The organism is Methylobacterium sp. E-012 (assembly GCF_057836545.1).
In genome coordinates, this window is sequence record NZ_JBYQEY010000001.1 from 1,927,768 (window position 1) to 1,946,433 (window position 18,666).

The 18,666-nt window shown below is 70.2% G+C and carries 19 protein-coding genes; 17 read left to right on the plus strand and 2 right to left on the minus strand.

What is annotated here, in order from left to right; all coding sequences use genetic code 11:
- The first annotated feature begins 80 nt into the window (after positions 1-80).
- The 10 genes from nadA (at position 81) to lptB (ending at position 10,891) form a co-directional block, all read left to right on the plus strand.
- Complete coding sequence (gene nadA / locus AC3IF1_RS09130; protein WP_489217284.1) at positions 81-1,097, plus strand: quinolinate synthase NadA; 1,017 nt, start codon at positions 81-83, stop codon at positions 1,095-1,097.
- Complete coding sequence (locus AC3IF1_RS09135) at positions 1,094-2,617, plus strand: L-aspartate oxidase (protein WP_489217285.1); 1,524 nt, start codon at positions 1,094-1,096, stop codon at positions 2,615-2,617. The genes nadA and AC3IF1_RS09135 overlap by 4 nt, the downstream gene beginning before the upstream one ends.
- Complete coding sequence (gene nadC / locus AC3IF1_RS09140) at positions 2,614-3,486, plus strand: carboxylating nicotinate-nucleotide diphosphorylase (protein ID WP_243967003.1); 873 nt, start codon at positions 2,614-2,616, stop codon at positions 3,484-3,486. The genes AC3IF1_RS09135 and nadC overlap by 4 nt, the downstream gene beginning before the upstream one ends.
- Positions 3,487-3,649: 163 nt before the next feature.
- Complete coding sequence (locus AC3IF1_RS09145; RefSeq protein ID WP_489217286.1) at positions 3,650-5,638, plus strand: potassium transporter Kup; 1,989 nt, start codon at positions 3,650-3,652, stop codon at positions 5,636-5,638.
- A 78-nt stretch (positions 5,639-5,716) separates the two neighbouring features.
- Positions 5,717-5,950 carry a DUF4160 domain-containing protein gene (locus AC3IF1_RS09150; RefSeq protein WP_313900830.1) on the plus strand — a complete coding sequence of 78 codons (234 nt, stop codon included), beginning with the start codon at positions 5,717-5,719 and terminating at the stop codon, positions 5,948-5,950.
- Positions 5,937-6,416: a DUF2442 domain-containing protein gene (locus tag AC3IF1_RS09155; RefSeq protein ID WP_243966612.1), complete on the plus strand. Its 480-nt coding sequence runs from the start codon at positions 5,937-5,939 to the stop codon at positions 6,414-6,416. The genes AC3IF1_RS09150 and AC3IF1_RS09155 overlap by 14 nt, the downstream gene beginning before the upstream one ends.
- A 155-nt stretch (positions 6,417-6,571) precedes the next feature.
- Positions 6,572-8,404: a molecular chaperone HtpG gene (gene htpG / locus AC3IF1_RS09160; RefSeq protein WP_489217287.1), complete on the plus strand. Its 1,833-nt coding sequence runs from the start codon at positions 6,572-6,574 to the stop codon at positions 8,402-8,404.
- Between the two features lie 215 nt (positions 8,405-8,619).
- The gene (lptC, locus tag AC3IF1_RS09165) at positions 8,620-9,339 is read left to right on the plus strand and encodes an LPS export ABC transporter periplasmic protein LptC (protein ID WP_489217288.1); all 720 of its coding nucleotides are present in this window, start codon (positions 8,620-8,622) and stop codon (positions 9,337-9,339) included.
- Positions 9,336-10,034, plus strand: coding sequence for an LptA/OstA family protein (locus AC3IF1_RS09170; RefSeq protein WP_489217289.1), 699 nt, complete (start codon positions 9,336-9,338; stop codon positions 10,032-10,034). The genes lptC and AC3IF1_RS09170 overlap by 4 nt, the downstream gene beginning before the upstream one ends.
- Positions 10,031-10,891, plus strand: coding sequence for an LPS export ABC transporter ATP-binding protein (gene lptB, locus AC3IF1_RS09175; protein WP_279598197.1), 861 nt, complete (start codon positions 10,031-10,033; stop codon positions 10,889-10,891). The genes AC3IF1_RS09170 and lptB overlap by 4 nt, the downstream gene beginning before the upstream one ends.
- Here lptB and AC3IF1_RS09180 read toward each other — a convergent pair.
- Positions 10,881-12,077 carry an MFS transporter gene (locus tag AC3IF1_RS09180; protein WP_489217290.1) on the minus strand — a complete coding sequence of 399 codons (1,197 nt, stop codon included), beginning with the start codon at positions 12,075-12,077 and terminating at the stop codon, positions 10,881-10,883. The genes lptB and AC3IF1_RS09180 overlap by 11 nt on opposite strands.
- A gap of 117 nt (positions 12,078-12,194) precedes the next feature.
- Between AC3IF1_RS09180 and AC3IF1_RS09185 the strand changes: the two genes are divergently transcribed.
- Together AC3IF1_RS09185 and AC3IF1_RS09190 are read left to right on the plus strand one after the other, a co-directional pair.
- Positions 12,195-12,398: a DUF4258 domain-containing protein gene (locus AC3IF1_RS09185; protein ID WP_489217291.1), complete on the plus strand. Its 204-nt coding sequence runs from the start codon at positions 12,195-12,197 to the stop codon at positions 12,396-12,398.
- 56 nt (positions 12,399-12,454) lie between these two features.
- Entirely contained in the window at positions 12,455-12,667 is a 213-nt protein-coding gene (locus AC3IF1_RS09190; protein WP_313900828.1) for a DUF2283 domain-containing protein, read from the plus strand.
- 43 nt (positions 12,668-12,710) lie between these two features.
- Here the strand turns inward: AC3IF1_RS09190 and AC3IF1_RS09195 are convergent, their stop codons facing one another.
- Positions 12,711-13,862, minus strand: coding sequence for a dimethylmenaquinone methyltransferase (locus AC3IF1_RS09195; protein WP_243966605.1), 1,152 nt, complete (start codon positions 13,860-13,862; stop codon positions 12,711-12,713).
- A gap of 181 nt (positions 13,863-14,043) precedes the next feature.
- Here AC3IF1_RS09195 and AC3IF1_RS09200 point away from each other — a divergent pair, with 181 nt between their 5' ends.
- The 5 genes from AC3IF1_RS09200 to AC3IF1_RS09220 all read left to right on the plus strand — a co-directional run bounded on the left by AC3IF1_RS09200 (position 14,044) and on the right by AC3IF1_RS09220 (position 18,650).
- Entirely contained in the window at positions 14,044-15,357 is a 1,314-nt protein-coding gene (locus AC3IF1_RS09200) for an MFS transporter (RefSeq protein WP_489217292.1), read from the plus strand.
- A 361-nt stretch (positions 15,358-15,718) separates the two neighbouring features.
- Positions 15,719-16,822 carry a helix-turn-helix transcriptional regulator gene (locus AC3IF1_RS09205; protein ID WP_489217293.1) on the plus strand — a complete coding sequence of 368 codons (1,104 nt, stop codon included), beginning with the start codon at positions 15,719-15,721 and terminating at the stop codon, positions 16,820-16,822.
- A gap of 99 nt (positions 16,823-16,921) precedes the next feature.
- Entirely contained in the window at positions 16,922-17,122 is a 201-nt protein-coding gene (locus AC3IF1_RS09210) for a hypothetical protein (protein WP_243966603.1), read from the plus strand.
- A gap of 132 nt (positions 17,123-17,254) precedes the next feature.
- On the plus strand, positions 17,255-17,785 hold the full coding sequence (locus AC3IF1_RS09215) for a GNAT family N-acetyltransferase (RefSeq protein WP_489217294.1): 531 nt from the start codon (positions 17,255-17,257) through the stop codon (positions 17,783-17,785).
- A 220-nt stretch (positions 17,786-18,005) separates the two neighbouring features.
- Positions 18,006-18,650: a DUF2147 domain-containing protein gene (locus AC3IF1_RS09220; protein ID WP_489217295.1), complete on the plus strand. Its 645-nt coding sequence runs from the start codon at positions 18,006-18,008 to the stop codon at positions 18,648-18,650.
- The last annotated feature ends 16 nt before the right edge of the window (positions 18,651-18,666 follow it).

The window sequence follows — 18,666 nt, forward strand, 5'->3', positions numbered from 1 at the left end:
GCGTGCATATCTAGACATGCGCCTCCGGCCCTCATAAGTTAGACGGCACAATGCTCAAACTGAGCATAATGGAGGACGCCATGGCGTCGACCGTGTTACCCGTCTCCTGCACGCCCGGCCCGGGCCTGCCGCTTCCCGATCTCTACGCCCGCGTCAGCCGGCACGTCCCGGCGATCGAGTGGCCGGCGCTCGCGCCCGATATCGAAGCGATCCTGCGGCTGAAGCGCGAGCGCAACGCCGTGATCCTGGCGCATAATTACCAGGCGCCGGAGATCTTCCACACGGTGGCCGACATCGTCGGCGACAGCCTGGCGCTGGCCCGCGAGGCGGTGACGGTCGACGCCGACGTGATCGTCTTGGCGGGCGTGCACTTCATGGCGGAGACCGCCAAGCTCCTGAACCCGAGCAAGACGGTACTCATCCCCGACATGGGCGCGGGCTGCTCGCTGGCCGATTCGATCACCGCAGCGGACGTGCGTGGCCTGCGGGCCAAGTACCCGGGCGTGCCGATCGTGACCTATGTCAACACCTCGGCGGCCGTGAAGGCCGAGTCCGACCTGTGCTGCACGTCGGGCAACGCCGTCGCGGTGGTGCGGTCGCTGAACGCCCCCCGGGTGCTGATGATCCCGGACGAGTTCCTGGCGCAGAACGTCCAGGCCGAGATCCCGGAGGTCGAGATCCTGACCTGGGCCGGCCATTGCGAGGTGCACGAGCGCTTCACCCCGGCCGATATCCGCGACGTCCGCGACAGCTATCCCGGCGTCACGGTGATCGCGCATCCCGAATGCCCGCCGGACGTGGTCGCCGAATCCGACTTCTCCGGCTCGACCGCGATGATGATGGACTTCGTGCTCCAGAAACGGCCGAAGCAGGTCGTGCTCGTCACCGAATGCTCGATGGCCGACAACATCGCCGCGCAGAACCCGGATATCGAGTTCATCAAGCCCTGCAACATGTGCCCGCACATGAAGCGGATGAGCCTGCGCAACATCCGGCGCTCCCTCGAAACCATGACTCACGAGGTCACGGTCGATCCGGCCCTCGCCGACCGCGCCCGGGCGGCGGTGGAGCGCATGCTGCTGGTGCGCACGCGATGAACGCCATCTCCCCCAACACGGCCGACCGCATCGTCGTGGTCGGCGGCGGCGTCGCCGGCCTGAGTGTCGCCCTGCGCCTCGCGCCCCGCGCGGTGACGCTGGTCACCGCCTCGCCGCTGGGTCTCGGCACCGCCACCGGCTGGGCGCAGGGCGGCATCGCCGCCGCGGTCGGATCGGACGATGCGCCGGAGCTCCATGCCGCCGACACGGAAGCGGCCGGCGCCGGGCTGACCGAGCCCGACGTGGCGTTGAGGGTTGCCCAGGCGGGCCCCGGGCTGATCGATTGGCTGGTGCGGATCGGGGTCCCGTTCGACCGATCCGAGGACGGCGCCCTGGCGCTCGGCCTCGAGGCCGCGCATGGCCGCCGCCGCATCGTCCGCTCCGGCGGCGACGCCACCGGGGCCCGGGTCCTCGAAGCGCTGGTGCGGGCCGTGCTGACCGCGCCGTCGGTCGAGGTGGTCGAGGCCCGCGCCTGTGACCTGCTGCGGGATACGCGCGGCGCGGTGGCCGGCATCGTCGCCGAGCGCGACGGGGCCCGGTTCCGCATCCCGGCCCGGGCCGTGGTGCTCGCCACCGGCGGCGTCGGCGCCCTCTACGCGGCGACCACGAACCCGACCGGCGCCGTCGGCGGCGGGCTGGCCCTCGCCGCCCGGGCGGGCGCCGTGATGCGCGACATGGAGTTCGTGCAGTTCCACCCCACCGCCATCGCGGCCGGCACCGATCCGATGCCGCTGGCCACCGAGGCCCTGCGCGGCGAGGGCGCCGGGCTCATCGACGAGACCGGCGCCCCCGTGATGGCCGGAATCGCGGGCGGCGACCTCGCCCCCCGCGACGTGGTTGCCCGGGGCATCTTCCAGGCGCTGCAGCGGGGCCGCCGCGTCTATCTCGACGCCCGCGGAGCCCTCGGCGCCGCGATGCCGAAGCGCTTCCCCACGGTGGCGGGCCTCTGCGCCGCCGCCGGCATCGACCCGGCCGTGCAGCCGATCCCGGTCCGCCCGGCGGCGCATTATCACATGGGCGGCGTGAAGGTGGATGCGTACGGCGCCACCTCGGTGCCGGGCCTCTATGCCTGCGGTGAGGTCTCCTCCACGGGACTCCACGGCGCCAATCGCCTCGCCAGCAACTCCCTGCTGGAGGGGCTGGCTTACGCGCGCTTCATCGCCGATGGGTTGGACGCTCCGCCGCCGAACGCGATCGTACCCGAGACCGTCGCGGCCCGTTCGGGCGCGGACCTTCCGGCGATCCGCACGCTGATGGAGACGCGGGTCGGCGTCGTGCGCGACGCCGCCGGTCTCGAAGGTGCCGTCGCGACCCTGGCGCCCCACGCGCGAACCTTTGACGCCGCCCTGGTGGCGCTGCTGATCGCCCGCGGCGCGCTGGAGCGGCGGGAGAGCCGCGGCGCCCACTGGCGCAGCGATTGTCCCCACATTGCCCCGGCGGCGCATACCGAGACGACGCTCGCAGCGCTCGACGCCGCGTTCCGCGAGACCACGGCCGCCCGGGAGGCGCTAACGCCATGACGCCATCGGTCTTGACGGACGAGATCCTGCCCCTGCCGCGGCTCCTCGTGGAGCCGGTTGTGCGCGCCGCCCTGCTCGAGGATCTCGGCCGGGCCGGCGATATCACCACCGACGCCATCGTGCCGCCGGGTACGCGGATGCGCGGCGTGATCGCCTCCCGCCAGGACGGGGTGATCTCCGGCACCGATGCCGCCGCCATCGCCTTCGCGCTGGTCGATCCGGCGGTAACCGTCACGGTGGAGCGCGGCGACGGCGCCCGCGTCGCCCCGGGCGACGTCGTCCTGCGCCTCGAAGGGCCGGCCCGGGCGATCCTCACCGCCGAGCGCGTGGCGCTCAACCTGCTCTGCCGGATGTCGGGGGTCGCCACGGCCACCCACGGGCTGGTCGAGGCGGCGCGCCCGCACGGCAAGGCGTCGATCGTCTGCACCCGCAAGACCACCCCAGGCCTGCGTGCCCTGGAGAAGCATGCGGTCCGGGCCGGCGGCGGCTCCAATCACCGCTTCGGCCTCGACGACGCGGTGCTCATCAAGGACAACCATGTGGCCGTGGCCGGCGGCATCGTGCCGGCGATCGAGCGGGCCCGGGCGCGGGCCGGTCACCTCGTGAAGATCGAGTGCGAGGTCGACAGCCTGGCGCAGCTGGAGGAAGCCCTCTCGGTCGGGGTCGATGCGGTGCTCCTCGACAATATGGGTCCGGACCAGCTGACCCGCGCGGTGGCGATGATCGGCGGCCGCGCCCTCTCCGAGGCGTCGGGCCGGATCACGCGAGAGACCGTGGGGGCGGTCGCGGCGTCCGGCGTCGACCTGATCTCCTGCGGCTGGATCACCCATTCCGCCGCGATCATCGACCTCGGACTCGACGCCGCCTGAGCGCCGGCCTCCGGCCGCCGTCGACGTGCGGGTTGCGCCAGCGTCATCACGTTCCGGTTACAGGTCTTCCCCGCGGTCGCTTCGGAGATCCTCCGAGTCTATCGCCGCGCGGAGAGCTTGTTACAGTTTCGCTCAACAGAAACGCCACTGACCGGATCTGCCCGTGAGCCAAGCCCTCCGAACCGCGGCTGCCCCGGCGGTCAGCCTTCCCGCGGCGCCGGTGGCGCGCAAGCCGGGTGCGGTCCGGCACGGACCCGGTAGGGCGCTGATCCTCGGTGCCCTGGGCGTCGTCTACGGCGATATCGGAACGAGCCCGCTCTACGCGTTCAAGGAGGCGGTGAAGGCAGCCACCGCCGGGGGGGCCTCGGTGCCGGCGGCGGCCACGGGGGCGGTGTCGCTGATCCTGTGGTCGCTGATCCTGATCGTGTCGCTGAAATACGCGGTGCTGATCCTGCGGGCCGACAACCGCGGCGAGGGCGGCATCGTGGCCATGCTGGCGCTGCTCGGCGCCCGGCAGGCGCGGCCGGGGACGTGGAAGGCGCTGCTGCTGGTGGTCGGGCTCGTGGGCGCGGCGCTACTCTACGGCGACGGGGCGATCACCCCGGCGATCTCGGTGCTGTCGGCGGTCGAGGGCCTGAAGGTCGATGCGCCCGCGCTCGGGCCGTACGTGGTGCCGATCACCCTGGTGATCCTGATCGGGCTGTTCCTGGTGCAGCACAAGGGCGTGGCCGCCATCGGGCGGGTGTTCGGACCGGTCATGATGGTCTGGTTCGTGGTCCTGGTCCTTCTGGCTGTTCCCAGCATCCTGCGCACGCCGGAGATCCTGGCGGCGGCCAATCCCTGGCGGGCCGTGGACTTCCTGCTCCATGCCGGCTGGCACGTCAGCTTCCTGATGCTGGGTGCGGCCTTCCTGGCGGTGACCGGCGGCGAGGCGATGTATGCCGATCTCGGCCATTTCGGCGCCCCTGCGATCCGGATCGCGTGGTTCGGCCTCGTTCTGCCCGCGCTCCTGATCCACTATTGCGGGCAGGGTGCCCTGATCATCGCCGATCCGGGCGCCATCGAGAACCCGTTCTACCTGCTCGCCCCGGACTGGGCACATTATCCGCTGGTCGCCCTCTCCGGGATGGCGACGGTGATCGCCTCGCAGGCGGTGATCTCGGGGGTGTACTCGCTGACCCAGCAATCGATCCAGCTCGGCTTCATGCCGATGATGCGGGTGGTCCATACCGACCAGGAGGAGCGTGGCCAGATCTACGTGCCGGGCGTGAACTGGCTGCTCGCCGCCGCGACGCTCACCGCCGTCGTGGTGTTCGGCTCGTCCGACGCCCTGGCCGGCGCCTACGGGATCGCGGTCTCGGCGCTGATGGGCATCACGACGCTGCTCGCCGCCCTGATCGCCCTGCGGTGGGGCTACAATCCGATTCTGGTGTTCGCGGTGAACGGCTTCTTCCTCGCCATCGACGCCGTGTTCTTCGCTGCCAACAGCGTGAAGATCCTGGAGGGCGGCTGGTTTCCGCTGCTGCTCGCGGGGGCGGTCGCCTTCCTGATGCTGACCTGGATGAAGGGCAACCACATCCTCGAATCCGTGCGCGAGACCATGCGCATGCCCGAGGCGACCTTCCTGGGCCGCCTCGCCTCGCATCCGCCCGTGACCCTGCCCGGCACCGCGGCCTTCCTGACCGCCGCCACAGAGGGGATCCCCATGGCGCTCGGCCGTCTGGTGGAGCGCAGCCGCTGCCTCCACGAGCGGATCCTGCTGATCACCGTCTTCTACGAGGAGGCGCCGGTGATCCCGGCGAGCGAGCGGGCGCAGGTGACCCTTGTGGCCCAGGGCATCCGCAAGGCGATCTCGAAATACACCCCCGGCATGGAGCGCGTCGTCCTGCGCTACGGCTTCATGCAGACGGCCTCGATCCCCGAGGGGCTGCAATGCGCCGTGGCGAGCGGCCTGCTGCCGCCGGAATACCTGGAGGACATGACTTATTTCGTAGGCCACGAGGTGGTGATCCCGTCGCCGACCCGTCCCGGCATGGCCCCCTGGCGGGAGGGCCTGTTCGCCTTCATGAAGCGCAACGCCGAGCGCACCGGTGCCCATTTCGGCCTGCCGACCCGTCAGATCGTCGAGGTGGGGACCGAGATCGAGATCTGAGCGGACGGCCGACGGAGCGATTGATAGGGTGCACTTCGTGCACTATCAGGGACCGACCCGGTCTCCGGTGGACGCGTCGTGCCGACGTTTCATCACTTTGACGGATTCCGAATCGAGGTTCGGTCGCGGGACCATAGCCCGCCCCACTTTCATATGATCGGCCCCGATTTCCACGCCCTCGTCGATATCCGCTCCCTGCAGGTGATCCGGGGGACGTACAACCGGAAAGCCCTGGCCGAAGTGGTGGCCTGGGCAGCCGGGCAGACCGAAGCGTTGATGATCGAGTGGAGGCGCCTCAATGAGCGCGGATGAGATCGTGACCGTCGGTCGGCCCCTGCCGACGCTGGCCAGCGTCACGCCGGCAGACGCACCCTATACGGTGCTGGTGAGCTGGGCCGACGGCGCCCGACGCGGGCGATGCGACAGGGTCGATCTCGCCCCCGTGATCTTCACGCTGAAGGTGTTCCGTCCCCTGCGGGATGGGACGATCCCGTTCGACACGGTGCGGCTGGGCGCATGGGGCGGTTCGATCCGATGGGAGGGCAACGACGATCTCGATATCGGGGCAGAGACGGTCGAGGATCTGGCCGAAGCGGCAATGACGAACGCGGAGTTCTCGGATTTCCTCCGGCGCAACGGGTTGACCCTCGACGCGGCGGCAGCCCAACTCGGCATCGCGCGTCGCCGCGTCGCCTACTTCGCCAAGGATCGGGAGATACCACGCTACATCGCTCTGGCCTGTCGACACTTAGACCAGGTTCTGCGGCCGGGACGCTAAGAGGGGCGCAGCTTCACCGTCGGTTCGGTTCGAGAGCATCGCCATTGCGCGCGCGCCGTCTCCGCGGGAGCGCCTCAACGCGCTCAACGCATTGAAAACCGCGGCGTTCGCAAGCATATGGCCCCCGCGAATTTCCCTATGCGGAGGCATCACCCGTGAGCGAGACGATCGAGCGACACGAGTTCGGGGCGGAGGTAGGCCGGCTCCTCGACCTCGTCGTGCATGCGCTCTATTCCGACCGCGAGATTTTTCTGCGCGAACTCGTCGCCAACGCCGCCGACGCCATGGACCGGCGCCGGTTCGAGGCGCTGACCTCGGCGGCGAGCGCCCTGCCGCCGGACGCGAAAGTCCGCATCGCCCCCGACAAGGAGGCGCGCACCCTCACCGTCTCGGATGCCGGCATCGGCATGAGCAAGGAAGATCTCGCCGCCAATCTCGGCACCATCGCCAAGTCCGGCACGCGGGCCTTCTCGCAGACGCTGGAGACCGCAAAGGCGGAGGACCGGCCGAGCCTGATCGGCCAGTTCGGCGTCGGCTTCTACTCGGCCTTCATGGTGGCCGACCGGGTCACCGTCACGTCGCGCCGGGCCGGCAGCGACGAGGCTTGGACCTGGGCGTCCGAGGGCCAGGGCAGCTACACGCTGGAACCCGCCACGCGGTCTGAGCCCGGCACCGACATCGTGCTGCATCTCAAGGCGGATGCCGACGAGTACCTGGAGCCCTACCGTCTCGACCACCTCGTGCGGAAATGGGCCGACTTCATCACCGTACCGATTGCGGTCGTGCGCGATGGTAAGGATGAATCGGCCAACCAGGCGACCGCCCTCTGGCGCAAGGCGAAGTCCGAGGTCACCGAGGAGCAGTACGAGGAATTCTACCGCGCCCTCGGCATGAACTTCGACAAGCCCTGGGCCACGCTGCACTGGCGCGCCGAGGGGCAGCTCGAATTCTCGGCGCTGCTGTTCGTGCCCGGCGCGAAGCCGTTCCAGGCCCTCGACAACGACCGGCAGAGCAAGGTCCGCCTGCATGTCCGGCGGATGTTCATCACCGACGAGGCCGAGCTGCTGCCGCCCTGGCTGCGCTTCGTCCAGGGCGTCGTCGACACCGAGGATCTGCCCCTCAACGTCTCCCGCGAGATGCTGCAATCGACGCCGGCGCTTGCCCGGATTCGCCGGGCCGTGACCGGACGCGTCGTGTCCGAACTCACGAGCCGGGCGAAGGACGCCGAGGGCTACCAGCCCTTCTGGGAGAATTTCGGCGCCGTGCTCAAGGAGGGCATCTACGAGGATTTCGAGCGCCGGGGCGAGATCGCACCGCTCCTGCGCTTCCATTCCTCTGCGGTTGAGGGCTGGACTTCTCTGCCCGACTACGTGTCCCGGATGAAGGATGGCCAGGAGGCGATCTACTACCTCGTCGCCGACGATGCCGAGGCGCTGCGTTCCTCGCCCCAGCTCGAGGGCTTCAAGGCGCGTGGTCTGGAGGTGCTGCTCCTCTCCGATCACGTCGATGCCTTCTGGCCGGATCAGCTCGGCACCTTCGCGGAGAAGCCGCTCCGCTCGATCACCAAGGGCGGCCTCGACCTGTCGAAATTCGCCCCGGAGGGCGAGCAGCCGGAGACACCGGACGGGCTCGACGCCTTCGTGGCCGCCGTCAAGGCGGCGCTCGGTGCCGAGGTCTCGGACGTACGCACCACGGACCGGCTGGTCGATTCGGCGGTGGTCCTGTCGGCCGGCACCGGCGGCCCCGACCTCCAGATGCAGAGGCTGATGCGCCGCGCCGGGCGGGCCGGGGCCGGACAGCCGGTTCTGGAGATCAACCCGCGTCATCAACTGATTCGCGCGCTCGCCGCTTCGCCCGAATCGGAGGTGCCGCAGGCCGCCGGAACCCTGCTCGATCTCGCCCGCATCCAGGACGGCGACAGCCCGCGCGACCCGGCGGCCTTTGTCCGGACGGTGGCGGCGGCCCTGGCGGCGACCCGCAGCGCCTAGGCCTGGGGGCCGCATCCGTCCGTGCGGGACGTGTGTCGCCACACACATCCCGGTCGCTGGATTACAAGTTCGGTTGATCATTCGGAAATGGTCAAGCCATAACTTCGCCACCGGCCGGGAGCATTGCCCGTCCGATGGCGCGGGCGCGGTGGGGGCCGCAGGCGTCTGAGCCGATCCCTCTCGCGCGCGCGTCAGGCGCGCCTCACGGACGCTGCATGAACCCGGTCGAGGCTCAAGCCGGCAACGGACAGGCGGTCGCGGCGGCGCGGGCCCGGGCCCATGCCCGGGCGTACCGCCACAGCGGCCGGGTGCGCGCCATGCGCCGGCTGATCCCCGTGGCGGCCGGCGGTGCGGTGGCCCTTTTGCTGGCCTACCTGTTCAATCCCTTCGCGGCGCATCTGCCGGGTGTCTCGATCGGCCCGGTGACGCTGGCGGGCACGAAGGTCCGCATGGAGAATCCGCGGCTCGCGGGTTTCCGTCAGGGGACGCGCGGTTACGAGGTGACGGCGGACGCCGCCCTCCAGGACGTGCGCAAGCCGAGCCTCATCGAGCTGCAGCAGATGCGCGGCCATATCGCCACCGATGACCAGGGCGGCGTCGCCCGGCTCTCGGCCGCCTCCGGTCTGTTCGACAGCGCCCGGGAGGCCCTCGACCTGAAGACCGACATCCGGATCTGGACCGACAAGGGCGAGGAGGCGCGGCTGCGCTCCGCCGCGGTGGCGTTCAAGACCGGCGCCATCAGTTCCCAGGAGCCCGTCACCGTGTCGAGCCCCCGGGCCACCGTGAACGCCGACAGCCTCGACGTGGTGGAGAGCGGCAAGCGCATTTCCTTCGTGGGCAACGTCCACGTGGTCATCGTCAACGAGGATCAGGCCGAGAAGCCGGCTCTGCGCATCCTGACCTCGGACGCGCAGCCCGCGGACGGTGCCCGATGAACACCGCCCGCACCCTTGGCGCCGCCGTGGCGGCCTGCCTGATGCTCGCCGCCCCGGCCCTCGCCGAGAAGGCGGCCAAGAAGGATTCCCCCTTCGGCAATATCGGCGGCGGCGGCAAGGAGCCGATCAAGATCGACGCCGACCGGTTGGACGTGTTCGACCGGGAGAATCGGGCGGTCTTCGCCGGCAACGTCGTGGCCGTGCAGGGCGAGAGCACGATCCGGTGCTCGACCATGACGGTCTACTACAAGCGCGGCAAGGATACGCCCGGCAAGGACACGCCTGGCAAGGACGCCAAGGGTGACGGCAAGGGCGAGGCGAAGGGCGAGGCGCAGGCCACTGCCGCCGCCGAGGCCCCGCCGGCCCGGAACCCGGCCGAGAACGGCATCCAGAAGGTCGATTGCGCCGGACCGGTGACGGTGGTGCAGAAGGATCAGGTCGCCACCGGCGACCACGCGGTCTTCGATCAGGATGCCAAGCGCATCGTGCTGACCGGCAACGTCGTGCTGAGCCAGTGCCAGAACGTCACCCGCGGCCAGCGGCTGGTCTACGACATGAACACCGGCCGGGCGAACATGGACCCGGTGGCGGGCGGCCGGGTCTCGGCCTTGTTCGTGCCGGGCGAGAAGGCCGACAAGGACGGCAAGCCGAAAGGTTGCGCGCCGCCGCCCAAGCCGAAGGCGCAGGTCGATTGAGCGGCGCGGTGGCGTTCCAGGCCGGACCGCAGGAACCGGCGGGCCGGGCGAGCTGGCTCGGCCGCCTGTTCGGCCGACGCGCGCGGCCCGCCGACGTTGAAGCGGCCGAGTCGGAGGCGGTCGACGCGGGCGGGCCCGGCATCCTCAGCGTGCGCGGCCTGCGCAAGAGCTACGGCGCCCGCACCGTGGTCCACGAGGCCGGGCTCACCGTCCGGACCGGCGAGGCGGTGGGGCTGCTCGGTCCGAACGGCGCCGGCAAGACCACGATCTTCTACATGATCACCGGTCTGGTGGCGGCCGACCGCGGCCACATCACCCTCGACGGCCTGCCGATCACGCATCTGCCCATGTACCAGCGGGCGCGGCTCGGCATCGGCTACTTGCCGCAGGAAGCCTCGATCTTCCGGGGCCTGAGCGTGGAGGACAACATCCGCGCCGTGCTGGAGGTGGCCGAGCCCGACCGCAAGGAGCGGGCGCGCAAGCTCGATTCCCTGTTGGAGGAGTTCGACATCGCCCGCCTGCGCAAGGCGCCCTCGATCGCACTCTCGGGCGGCGAGCGGCGGCGTTGCGAGATCGCCCGGGCGTTGGCCTCCTCGCCGACCTTCATGCTGCTCGACGAGCCCTTCGCGGGCATCGACCCGATCGCGGTGGGCGACATCCAGGATCTGGTGAAGCACCTCAAGCAGCGCGGCATCGGCGTGCTGATCACCGATCACAACGTGCGCGAGACCCTGGGTCTGATCGACCGGGCCTACATCGCCCATTCCGGCCGAATCCTCACCGAGGGCACGCCGGACGAGATCGTGGCGAACCCGGACGCGCGGCGGCTGTATCTCGGCGAGGATTTCAGGCTTTGAGGGGCGCCTGCACCTCCGCGCGGGGCCGGCACTGCGTCAGGGCCAGGAACGTCAGAGTCGCCGTCAGGACGCATCCGGCCGTGAGGAGCAGGACAGCCTCCCGGCCGAACGTCGTCAGGATCGTCGCCAGGATCGGCGGGGCGGTCGCCGTCACGATGTTGAGGGGGAGCGCGAGGCGTGAGGCGGCGCGCGCATAGGCGGCCTTGTCGAAGAAAGCCATTGGCAGGGTCGCGCGAACCACCGCCAGGACACCGCTCCCGAGACCGTAGAGCACGATGAAGACCGCGACCGCGCCCGGGGTCCCGCCGCTTGCGGCGAGCAGGATCAGTGCCACCACCACGAGGGCGCCGGCGAACAGGCCGCTGGTTAGTCCATCCCACCGGCCGCCGCCCAGGAAGTCGATGCCCCGCGCGCCAACCTGCACAATTCCGAGCATTGCGCCGTAGCCGATCGCATCCGCGCGGTTTAGGCCCTCGGCGACCAGCAGTTCGATCAGGGTGGCGCTGAGGCCGAACGTGACGAAGGCGTTGAGGGTGATCCCGCAGGCGATCAGCCAGAACGTACTCGTCTGAGGCAGCGCGCTCCTTTCGGGCCCCGGCTCCGCCCCGGTGGGGGGCCGCACGCGCGGCGGCAGGCCCCAGCGGTACAGGGGCAGGCAGAGGAACCACATCGCTCCGGCATAGACGATGCAGGTCGCCCGCCAGCCGCCGAGACCGGTGAGGAACGCCGTGGTCGGCGAGAACAGGCTGCTCGACAGGCCGGTGGCCAGCATCAGCGCCGCGATCGCCCGGCGGGCGCCGCGCCCGGCGATCTCGTTCAGGAGAATGCTGGCCGCATTGGTCAGCGTCGCGCTGCCGGCCACGCCGAGGATCGTCCAGGCCGCGAAATAGGCGACCGGACCGTGCGCCACCGCCAAGAGGACGAAACCCGGACCGGCGAGCGCGCTCCCGGCGATCATCACGGTCCGGGCCCCGTATCGGAAGAAGGCGCGGCCGAGAATCGGCGCGCAGACACCCATGGTGACGTAGAGGACCGAGGTCCCGGCGAATACCGCGGGAAGGTCAATCCCCAGATCGGCCGCGACCAGGGGCGCGATGACCGCTGTGAGGCCGACGCTACCCCAGCCGATGATCTGGGCGGCCGCGAGGACGATCAGGACGCGGAGGCTCGGGCGACCGGGGCGCATCGATGGTCTCGTCGCTTCAGTCCGCACGGCCGCTGTGGATACGTTCGATCCGGTGCGCGACGAGAGGATGTCGGAGGGGCACTAAACCCTGTGTCGTGTTGCGGGGGGAGGCAGGCCGTGGGAACGGTCCGCATACGTTGGAGCGATCACGTCCTCGGGCGCATGCGGCTGCGTGAGATCGAACCGCTCTGGGTCGAACGGGTCCTAACGGACCCGGAGCGCGTCGAGGCGGATCCCGATCATCCGGGCCGACACCGCGCTTTCGCACGGGTGCCCGAACGCGACGGTCGTGTTCTTCGCGTGGTATACGAGCCGCTTTAAGACGGCGCGGAGGTCTTGGTCGTCACGGCCCTGCTCGATCGAGGCCGTACGCGTGCATGGAGGAGGACGCGATGAAATCCGAGTACGATCCCATCGTGGACGCGCTCTATATCCGCCTCGCCGAGACGCGCATCGTCGAGAGCGAGGAAATTCGCCCCGGGTTCATCGTGGATTTGGACGCGGAGGGCCGCATCGTGGGCGTCGAGATCCTCGACGCCAGCAAACAGGTGGCACCCGGAGCCGCGCTGGACCGGCCTCACGCGGCATAGGTCGTAACGCGGCGCCAACCCCCAGGGCGTGCTCGGACGAGCCTCACCCTTTCCAGTTCTTCAACGCCGCGAACGGGCTGTCCGCGCCCGCTGGCTTGTCCGGGTTCAGCACCGGCTCGACCTGGGCGATCGCGTCGGCCATCGAGAAGGCCGAGCCGCTCTGGAGCCGGCCGCCGGCGGCGTCCCGGTGACCGCCGCCGCGGAACAGGCGGGCGCCGTCGAGCGCCGTGCCGTCGTTGGAGCGGAACGACAGGTTCCCCATCCGCTGGACGTTGACCACGCGCTTGGCCCGGCCGGCATCCATGATCAGGTCGGAAACCCGCTGGAACGTGCCCGAATCGAGGGCAAAGGACAGGAGCGTGCCGTCCTTCAGCGGCCGGAACAGGGTATCGGAGCGCGCGAGCGCCCGGGCGAGGCGCATGCGCGTCGTGAGCGCGGGATCGTCGTCCGGCGCCGTGCGCAGCAGGGCATCGACGATGTCGGTCCGGATCGCCGTGGCGCGCCGCTCGAGCTCGGCTGGGCTCGCCCCGTCCCGCAGGGCCGCGGCGGCCGCGAGCAGGATGTCGGACACGAATCTGTCGTGCCAAGGATGCCCGACCGGCACAAAGCTCGAAACCGCGTCCCAGAATACCTCGTCGAGCGCCAGGCCCCCCCGGAAGGCGGGGCTCTCCTTGCGCCAGAGGTCGACGGCGTCGACCGCCGCGAGCAGGCTGGACAGGTCGGTATCGGGCTCGCCGGTGGCGAACAGGCCCCGGTGGTCGAAGGTCATCCGGGTGGCGCAGAGATCCTCCTCGATCAGCACCGTGATCTCGGGATCGCCCAGGTCGATCCGGTTGAGCCCGGGCCGGGCCGGATCGGGAACCGGCTCCAGCGCGAGACGGCGCAGCTGGTCCAGCGACGAGGCGTGGTGGTCGAGGACGACGAGGCGGTGCCTCCGGCCATCCTCGCGGCGGCGGTTCATCGCGGCGAACTTCTTCAGCCCCGCGATGGTCTGCTCCTCCAGGCCGAGGTCGGTCATCAGCAGGATCTCGCTGTCGGCGGCGCGGCCGAGGCGCTTGATCTCGTCCTCGAAGACCGGGCCGACATCGCTGTAGCGCGGTACGTGGACGACGCGCTCCACCGCGGCGCAGGCGGCCGCCACCGTGGAGGCGCCGTAGCCGTCGAGGTCGTGGTGGGTGATCTGGGTCAGGCGCACGCGGGGCGGTCTCGATCGATGGCGGGTCCCAGCGGTCTACGACGCCGGGCGGCGCGAGGCGAGGGGCGGCAGGCCTTCCGTCCGACGGCGTTCGGTGCAGAATGTCGCTCGGACGTCATGAGTCGCAAACGACCGGACGGACCCGGAGCCCCGAAGGGGCCCGTCATCCAGGGAGGACACCATGGCTATGGCTGCAACGCCGCGGGTGCGCCGCATCCAGACGATCTCGCTCGCGCTGCTGGTGACGGCCGGCGTCGTCAACTACGTCGACCGCGCCACCCTGGCGGTGGCCAACCCGCTGATCCGGCAGGATCTCGGCCTGTCGATCCCCGATATGGGGCTGCTGCTCTCGGCCTTCCTGTGGGCCTACGCCTTCACCCAGCTGCCGGCCGGGGCGCTGGCGGATCGGTTGGGCCCGCGGCTGACGCTCACCCTCGGCCTGACCTGCTGGTCGCTCGGTCAGATGCTCGGCGGCGCCGTGACCTCGTTCTGGCAATTCGTGAGCGCCCGCATCGTGCTCGGCGTCGGAGAAGCGCCGCATTTTCCCACCTGTGCCCGCGTCTCCCGCGACTGGTTCAACATCCGCCAGCGCGGCACCGCCACGGGGATCTGGAACTGCGCCTCCTCGCTCGGCACCTTCCTGGCCCTGCCGCTGCTGACCTTCCTGATGGTGAGCTTCGGCTGGCGGTCGATGTTCGTCATCATGGGCGGCGTCGGGCTGGCGCTCGCCGCACTCGTCTACCTCGTGTTCCGCAACCCGCGCGAGACCGATCTCACCCCCGGGGAGCGGGCCTTCCTGGAGGAGGGCGACGGGCCGAACGCCAGCCGCCCGGTCACCTGGAGCGCGTGGCGGCGGCTGTTCGGCTTCCGGACCAGCTGGGGGATGATCGTCGGCTATTTCGGCTGCATCTACATGACCTGGCTCTACACCGCTTGGCTGCCGAGCTACCTGGAGATCGAGCGGCACTTCACCCTGCAGAAGACCGGCCTCGTCGGCTCAATCCCCTTCGCCTTCGGGGTGATGGGCGGCATCCTCGGCGGCCGGGTCGTGGACATGCTGGTCCGGCGCGGCGTCGATCCGATCCGCAGCCGCAAGATCCCCATGGCCGCCTCGCTGATGGCGACGGCGGCCTTCACCGTGGTGGCCGCGCTCACCCCGAGCGACACCCTCGCGATCGCGTGCATCTCGGCCTCGCTGTTCCTGGTCTACATGAGTTCGTCGGCGGCCTGGGCGATGGCCTCCGTGGCGGCGCCGGCGAGCTGCACCGCCTCCCTCGGGGCCATGCAGAATTTCGGTGGCTATATCGGCGGGGCCCTGGCGCCGACCGTGACAGGGTTCATCGTCGGCGGGACCGGCCATTTCTCGATGGCCTTCGTCACCGGGGCGGTGATCGCGCTGGTGGCGGCGCTGGGCTACTGGACGCTGATCCAGGAGCCGATCCCCGACGAGGTGCCGCAGGACAGTTTCGTCGCCGGCCTGCATCCCGCGGAGTGAGGGACAGGCGCGCGTTTCAAGGCCGTTGAGCGCCCGTCCACGGATCGGCCGGGGGATGGGCCTCGTCGCGCGCGTCAGCGTATGTCCGAGGGCGAGAGCCCGCGTCGACGACGGCGTTCTCGACCCGTGGCGACCCTCGGACCTGCTGAGAGGATCCGTCGATCACCGGTCTGACGACATGGCCCGACACGGTGCCACGGGAAACCCGGAGGGGCGCGATACCGGCCACAGAGGGTAGGCACTCAAAATTGTACATGCGCGCTAAAGATCAATAAATTGCGCTGGATTAGCGCTGCGAATTATGTTTGGTCCGTGCGGACGCGTCCCAATCTTGGATGAAGTCTGACCGGAGACAGGTCCGATGGCCGGCCTGAATCACGATCACCTCGCCCGCCTGCGGGACGACTTGGAGTCAGGGTTCCGGGAAGACCTCGAAGAGGCGGTGATCGACGCGGCGCGCTGGCCGGACTTGATGGAGCGGGCGTCGCGCGCCTCCGGCAGTGCCGGGGCGCTCCTGCTGCGCACGGATCGCACGGGGCTCGACGCGCTCCACACGCAATCCCTGGCGGACGCCTCCCGCCGCTACTTCGACGAGGGCTGGCATCGCGAGGATCACCGCCTGCGCGGCCTGGCGACGATGCGCGCGCGCGGCATCACCGTCGACCAGGATTTCACCTCGCCCGAGGAGATCGCGCGGCTACCCTACTACCAGGATCTGCTCGCCTCCGGCGGCCTGCGCTGGTTCGCGGGGGTCGGATTCGAGGTGAAGGGCAAGCTCTGGTGCCTGTCCCTGCAGCGGACCGTGGCGCAGGGACCGTTCGAGCCGAAAGAGCAGGAGCGACTCGCGACCCTGTCGCCGCTGCTCCAGCGTGCGGCCCTGTTGACGACGATGGTGGAGAAGGCGCGGCTCGCCGGCCTGACCCAGGCCTTCGACGTCATCGAGCGCGCGGCGCTGGTTCTCGACTTCGAGGGGCGGGCACTGTGCTGGAACGCGGCCTTCACGGCGCTGCTGGGCCCCGACCTGAAGCTCGCGGGTGGACGCCTCGCCACGGAGGACCCGGAGGCGTCGCGGCAGCTCGAAGCCCTGGCACGCCCGTATGGCCGGGCGCCGCTCTCGGCCGTGGTGGTGGCACGCCGGGACGCGGCGCCCATCGTGATCCACGTCGTTCCGCTGGTCGGGCCGAGCCGGGGCCTGTTCGGGGGCGGCCGCACCTTGATGCTGGCCAGCGTGCCCGGTGCCACGCCGGTGCCGGCCTCGGCGATCCTTCAAGCGGCCTATCGGCTGACGCCCGCGGAGGCGCGCCTCGCCCAGGCCATGTCGGGCGGTGCCTCCCTTGCCGAGGCGGCCGCCGGTTTCTCGATCGCCGCCGCGACCGCACGCTCGCAGCTGAAGGCGATCTTCGCCAAGACCGGGGCGGCGCGTCAGTCGGATCTCGTCCGAATGGTGGCAGGGCTCGCGCGCTGAGCGCGATACGCCGCGGAGGCCCGCAGGGCGCGACGCGGTCGCCAACGGAACGGGCTGGGCCATGAAGCCGTTGCGATGGGGACACGAGGAGGAACTTCCATGACCAATCGGATCGCACTGATCACGGCCCTGACCGTCGGTGCCCTGCTGGCCGGTGCGCCGGCCGAGGCGAAGGGCTGCCTCAAGGGCGCGGTGGTCGGCGGTGTCGCCGGACATATGGCCGGCCATGGCAAGATGGGCGCCGCCGCGGGCTGCGCCGTCGGCCATCACAACGCGAACAAGAAGGCCAAGCAGGGCTGATCCGGCTCCGGCCCGGTTCCTGCATTTTCCCGAAGCCGGGTCCCGACGGGATCCGGCTTCGTCGTATCCGGAGGCACACCGTTGCGCGTGCCGAGCGCGGCAGCGGCGGTACGGTTCTGGATGGGAGTCCGCATGACGGACGCGATACGCCCCGCAACGGAGGCCGATCTTCCCGTCATCACGGCGATCTACGGCGACGCGGTCACGACCGGCACCGCCAGCTTCGAGACGGAGCCGCCGACGCTCGACGAGATGGCCCGGCGGTTCGCGCTCCTGCGTGACGGCGGCTTTCCCTATCTCGTTGCCGTCCGGGACGGCGCGGTCGCGGGCTACGCCTATGCCGGACCCTATCATCAGCGAGCGGCCTATGGCTCGACCGTCGAGGATTCGATCTATATCGCGCGGACCGCCCGGGGCCGCGGGGTCGGGCGTACTCTGCTCGGCGCCCTGATATCCGCGAGCGAGCGGATCGATTGCCGGACGATGGTAGCGGTCATCGCTGACAGTGGCTCGCCGGCCTCGATTGCCCTGCACGCGCGCCTCGGCTTCGCGCCGATCGGCACCCTGGCGGCGGTCGGGTACAAGCACGGGCGCTGGCTCGACGTCACCCTCATGCAGCGCCCGCTCGGACCCGCAACGAGCCTGCCGCCGACGCGTACCTGATCCGCGGCGGCGCGCCGCGCGGACCGGGACAGCGCCGCGCGCCATCAGCCTCCGGCGGTATTGTCATGATGCGGACAACTTCGCGCGGGAGAGGGCGGGGAGGCGGCGCTGGCCACCCGGCGTTCGGCCCGGTGCAAGCGCGATGACGCGAGGGGATCGACCTGTCCTCACGCGAGCGGTCCGGTCCCCATCACGGCCCGCGAAGTATAGGAGTTCGGGAATGCGGTTTTCATCGATCGGTCGCCGGATGGCGCCGCTCGCGATCCTGGCGCTCTCGGCGCTGGCGGGTTCGGCGCAGGCGGCCACGCCGACCGATCCGAGCGGAACCTATCTCACCGAGGACGGTCGCGCCCGCGTGCGTCTCGAGAAATGCGGGACCGCGGCGGATCGCCTGTGCGGTTACGTGGTCTGGTTGAAGGTTCCGCTCAACGACAAGGGCGAGCCGCGGATCGACTTCAAGAACCCCGATCCGAAGAAGCAGGCGCGTCCGTCCCTCGGCCATCAGCTCATCATGGGCCTGAAGCCGAACGCCGATGCCCATTACGAGGGCAAAATCTACAATTCCGAGGACGGCAAGTCGTACGACGTGACCATCTGGACGGATGCCCCGGGCGAACTGACCGTCCGCGGCTGCCTGATCGCGTTCCTGTGCAAGTCGCAAACCTGGACGAAGGTGACCGACCTCGTACCCGGTCAGCTCGGCGGCCCCACCAACGGTCCGAACGGTCCGCATACCGATCCGGAATTCGCCACCGCGGCGACCGGCGCTACAGCCGGCGCGAGGCCGACCGCGAAGGCGGCCGCCAAGCCTGCCCCGAAGCCCGCCACTGCAGCGCCCGGCACCGCGGCTCCGGCCCAGGAGTGACCGGAGCGTGAGCGAG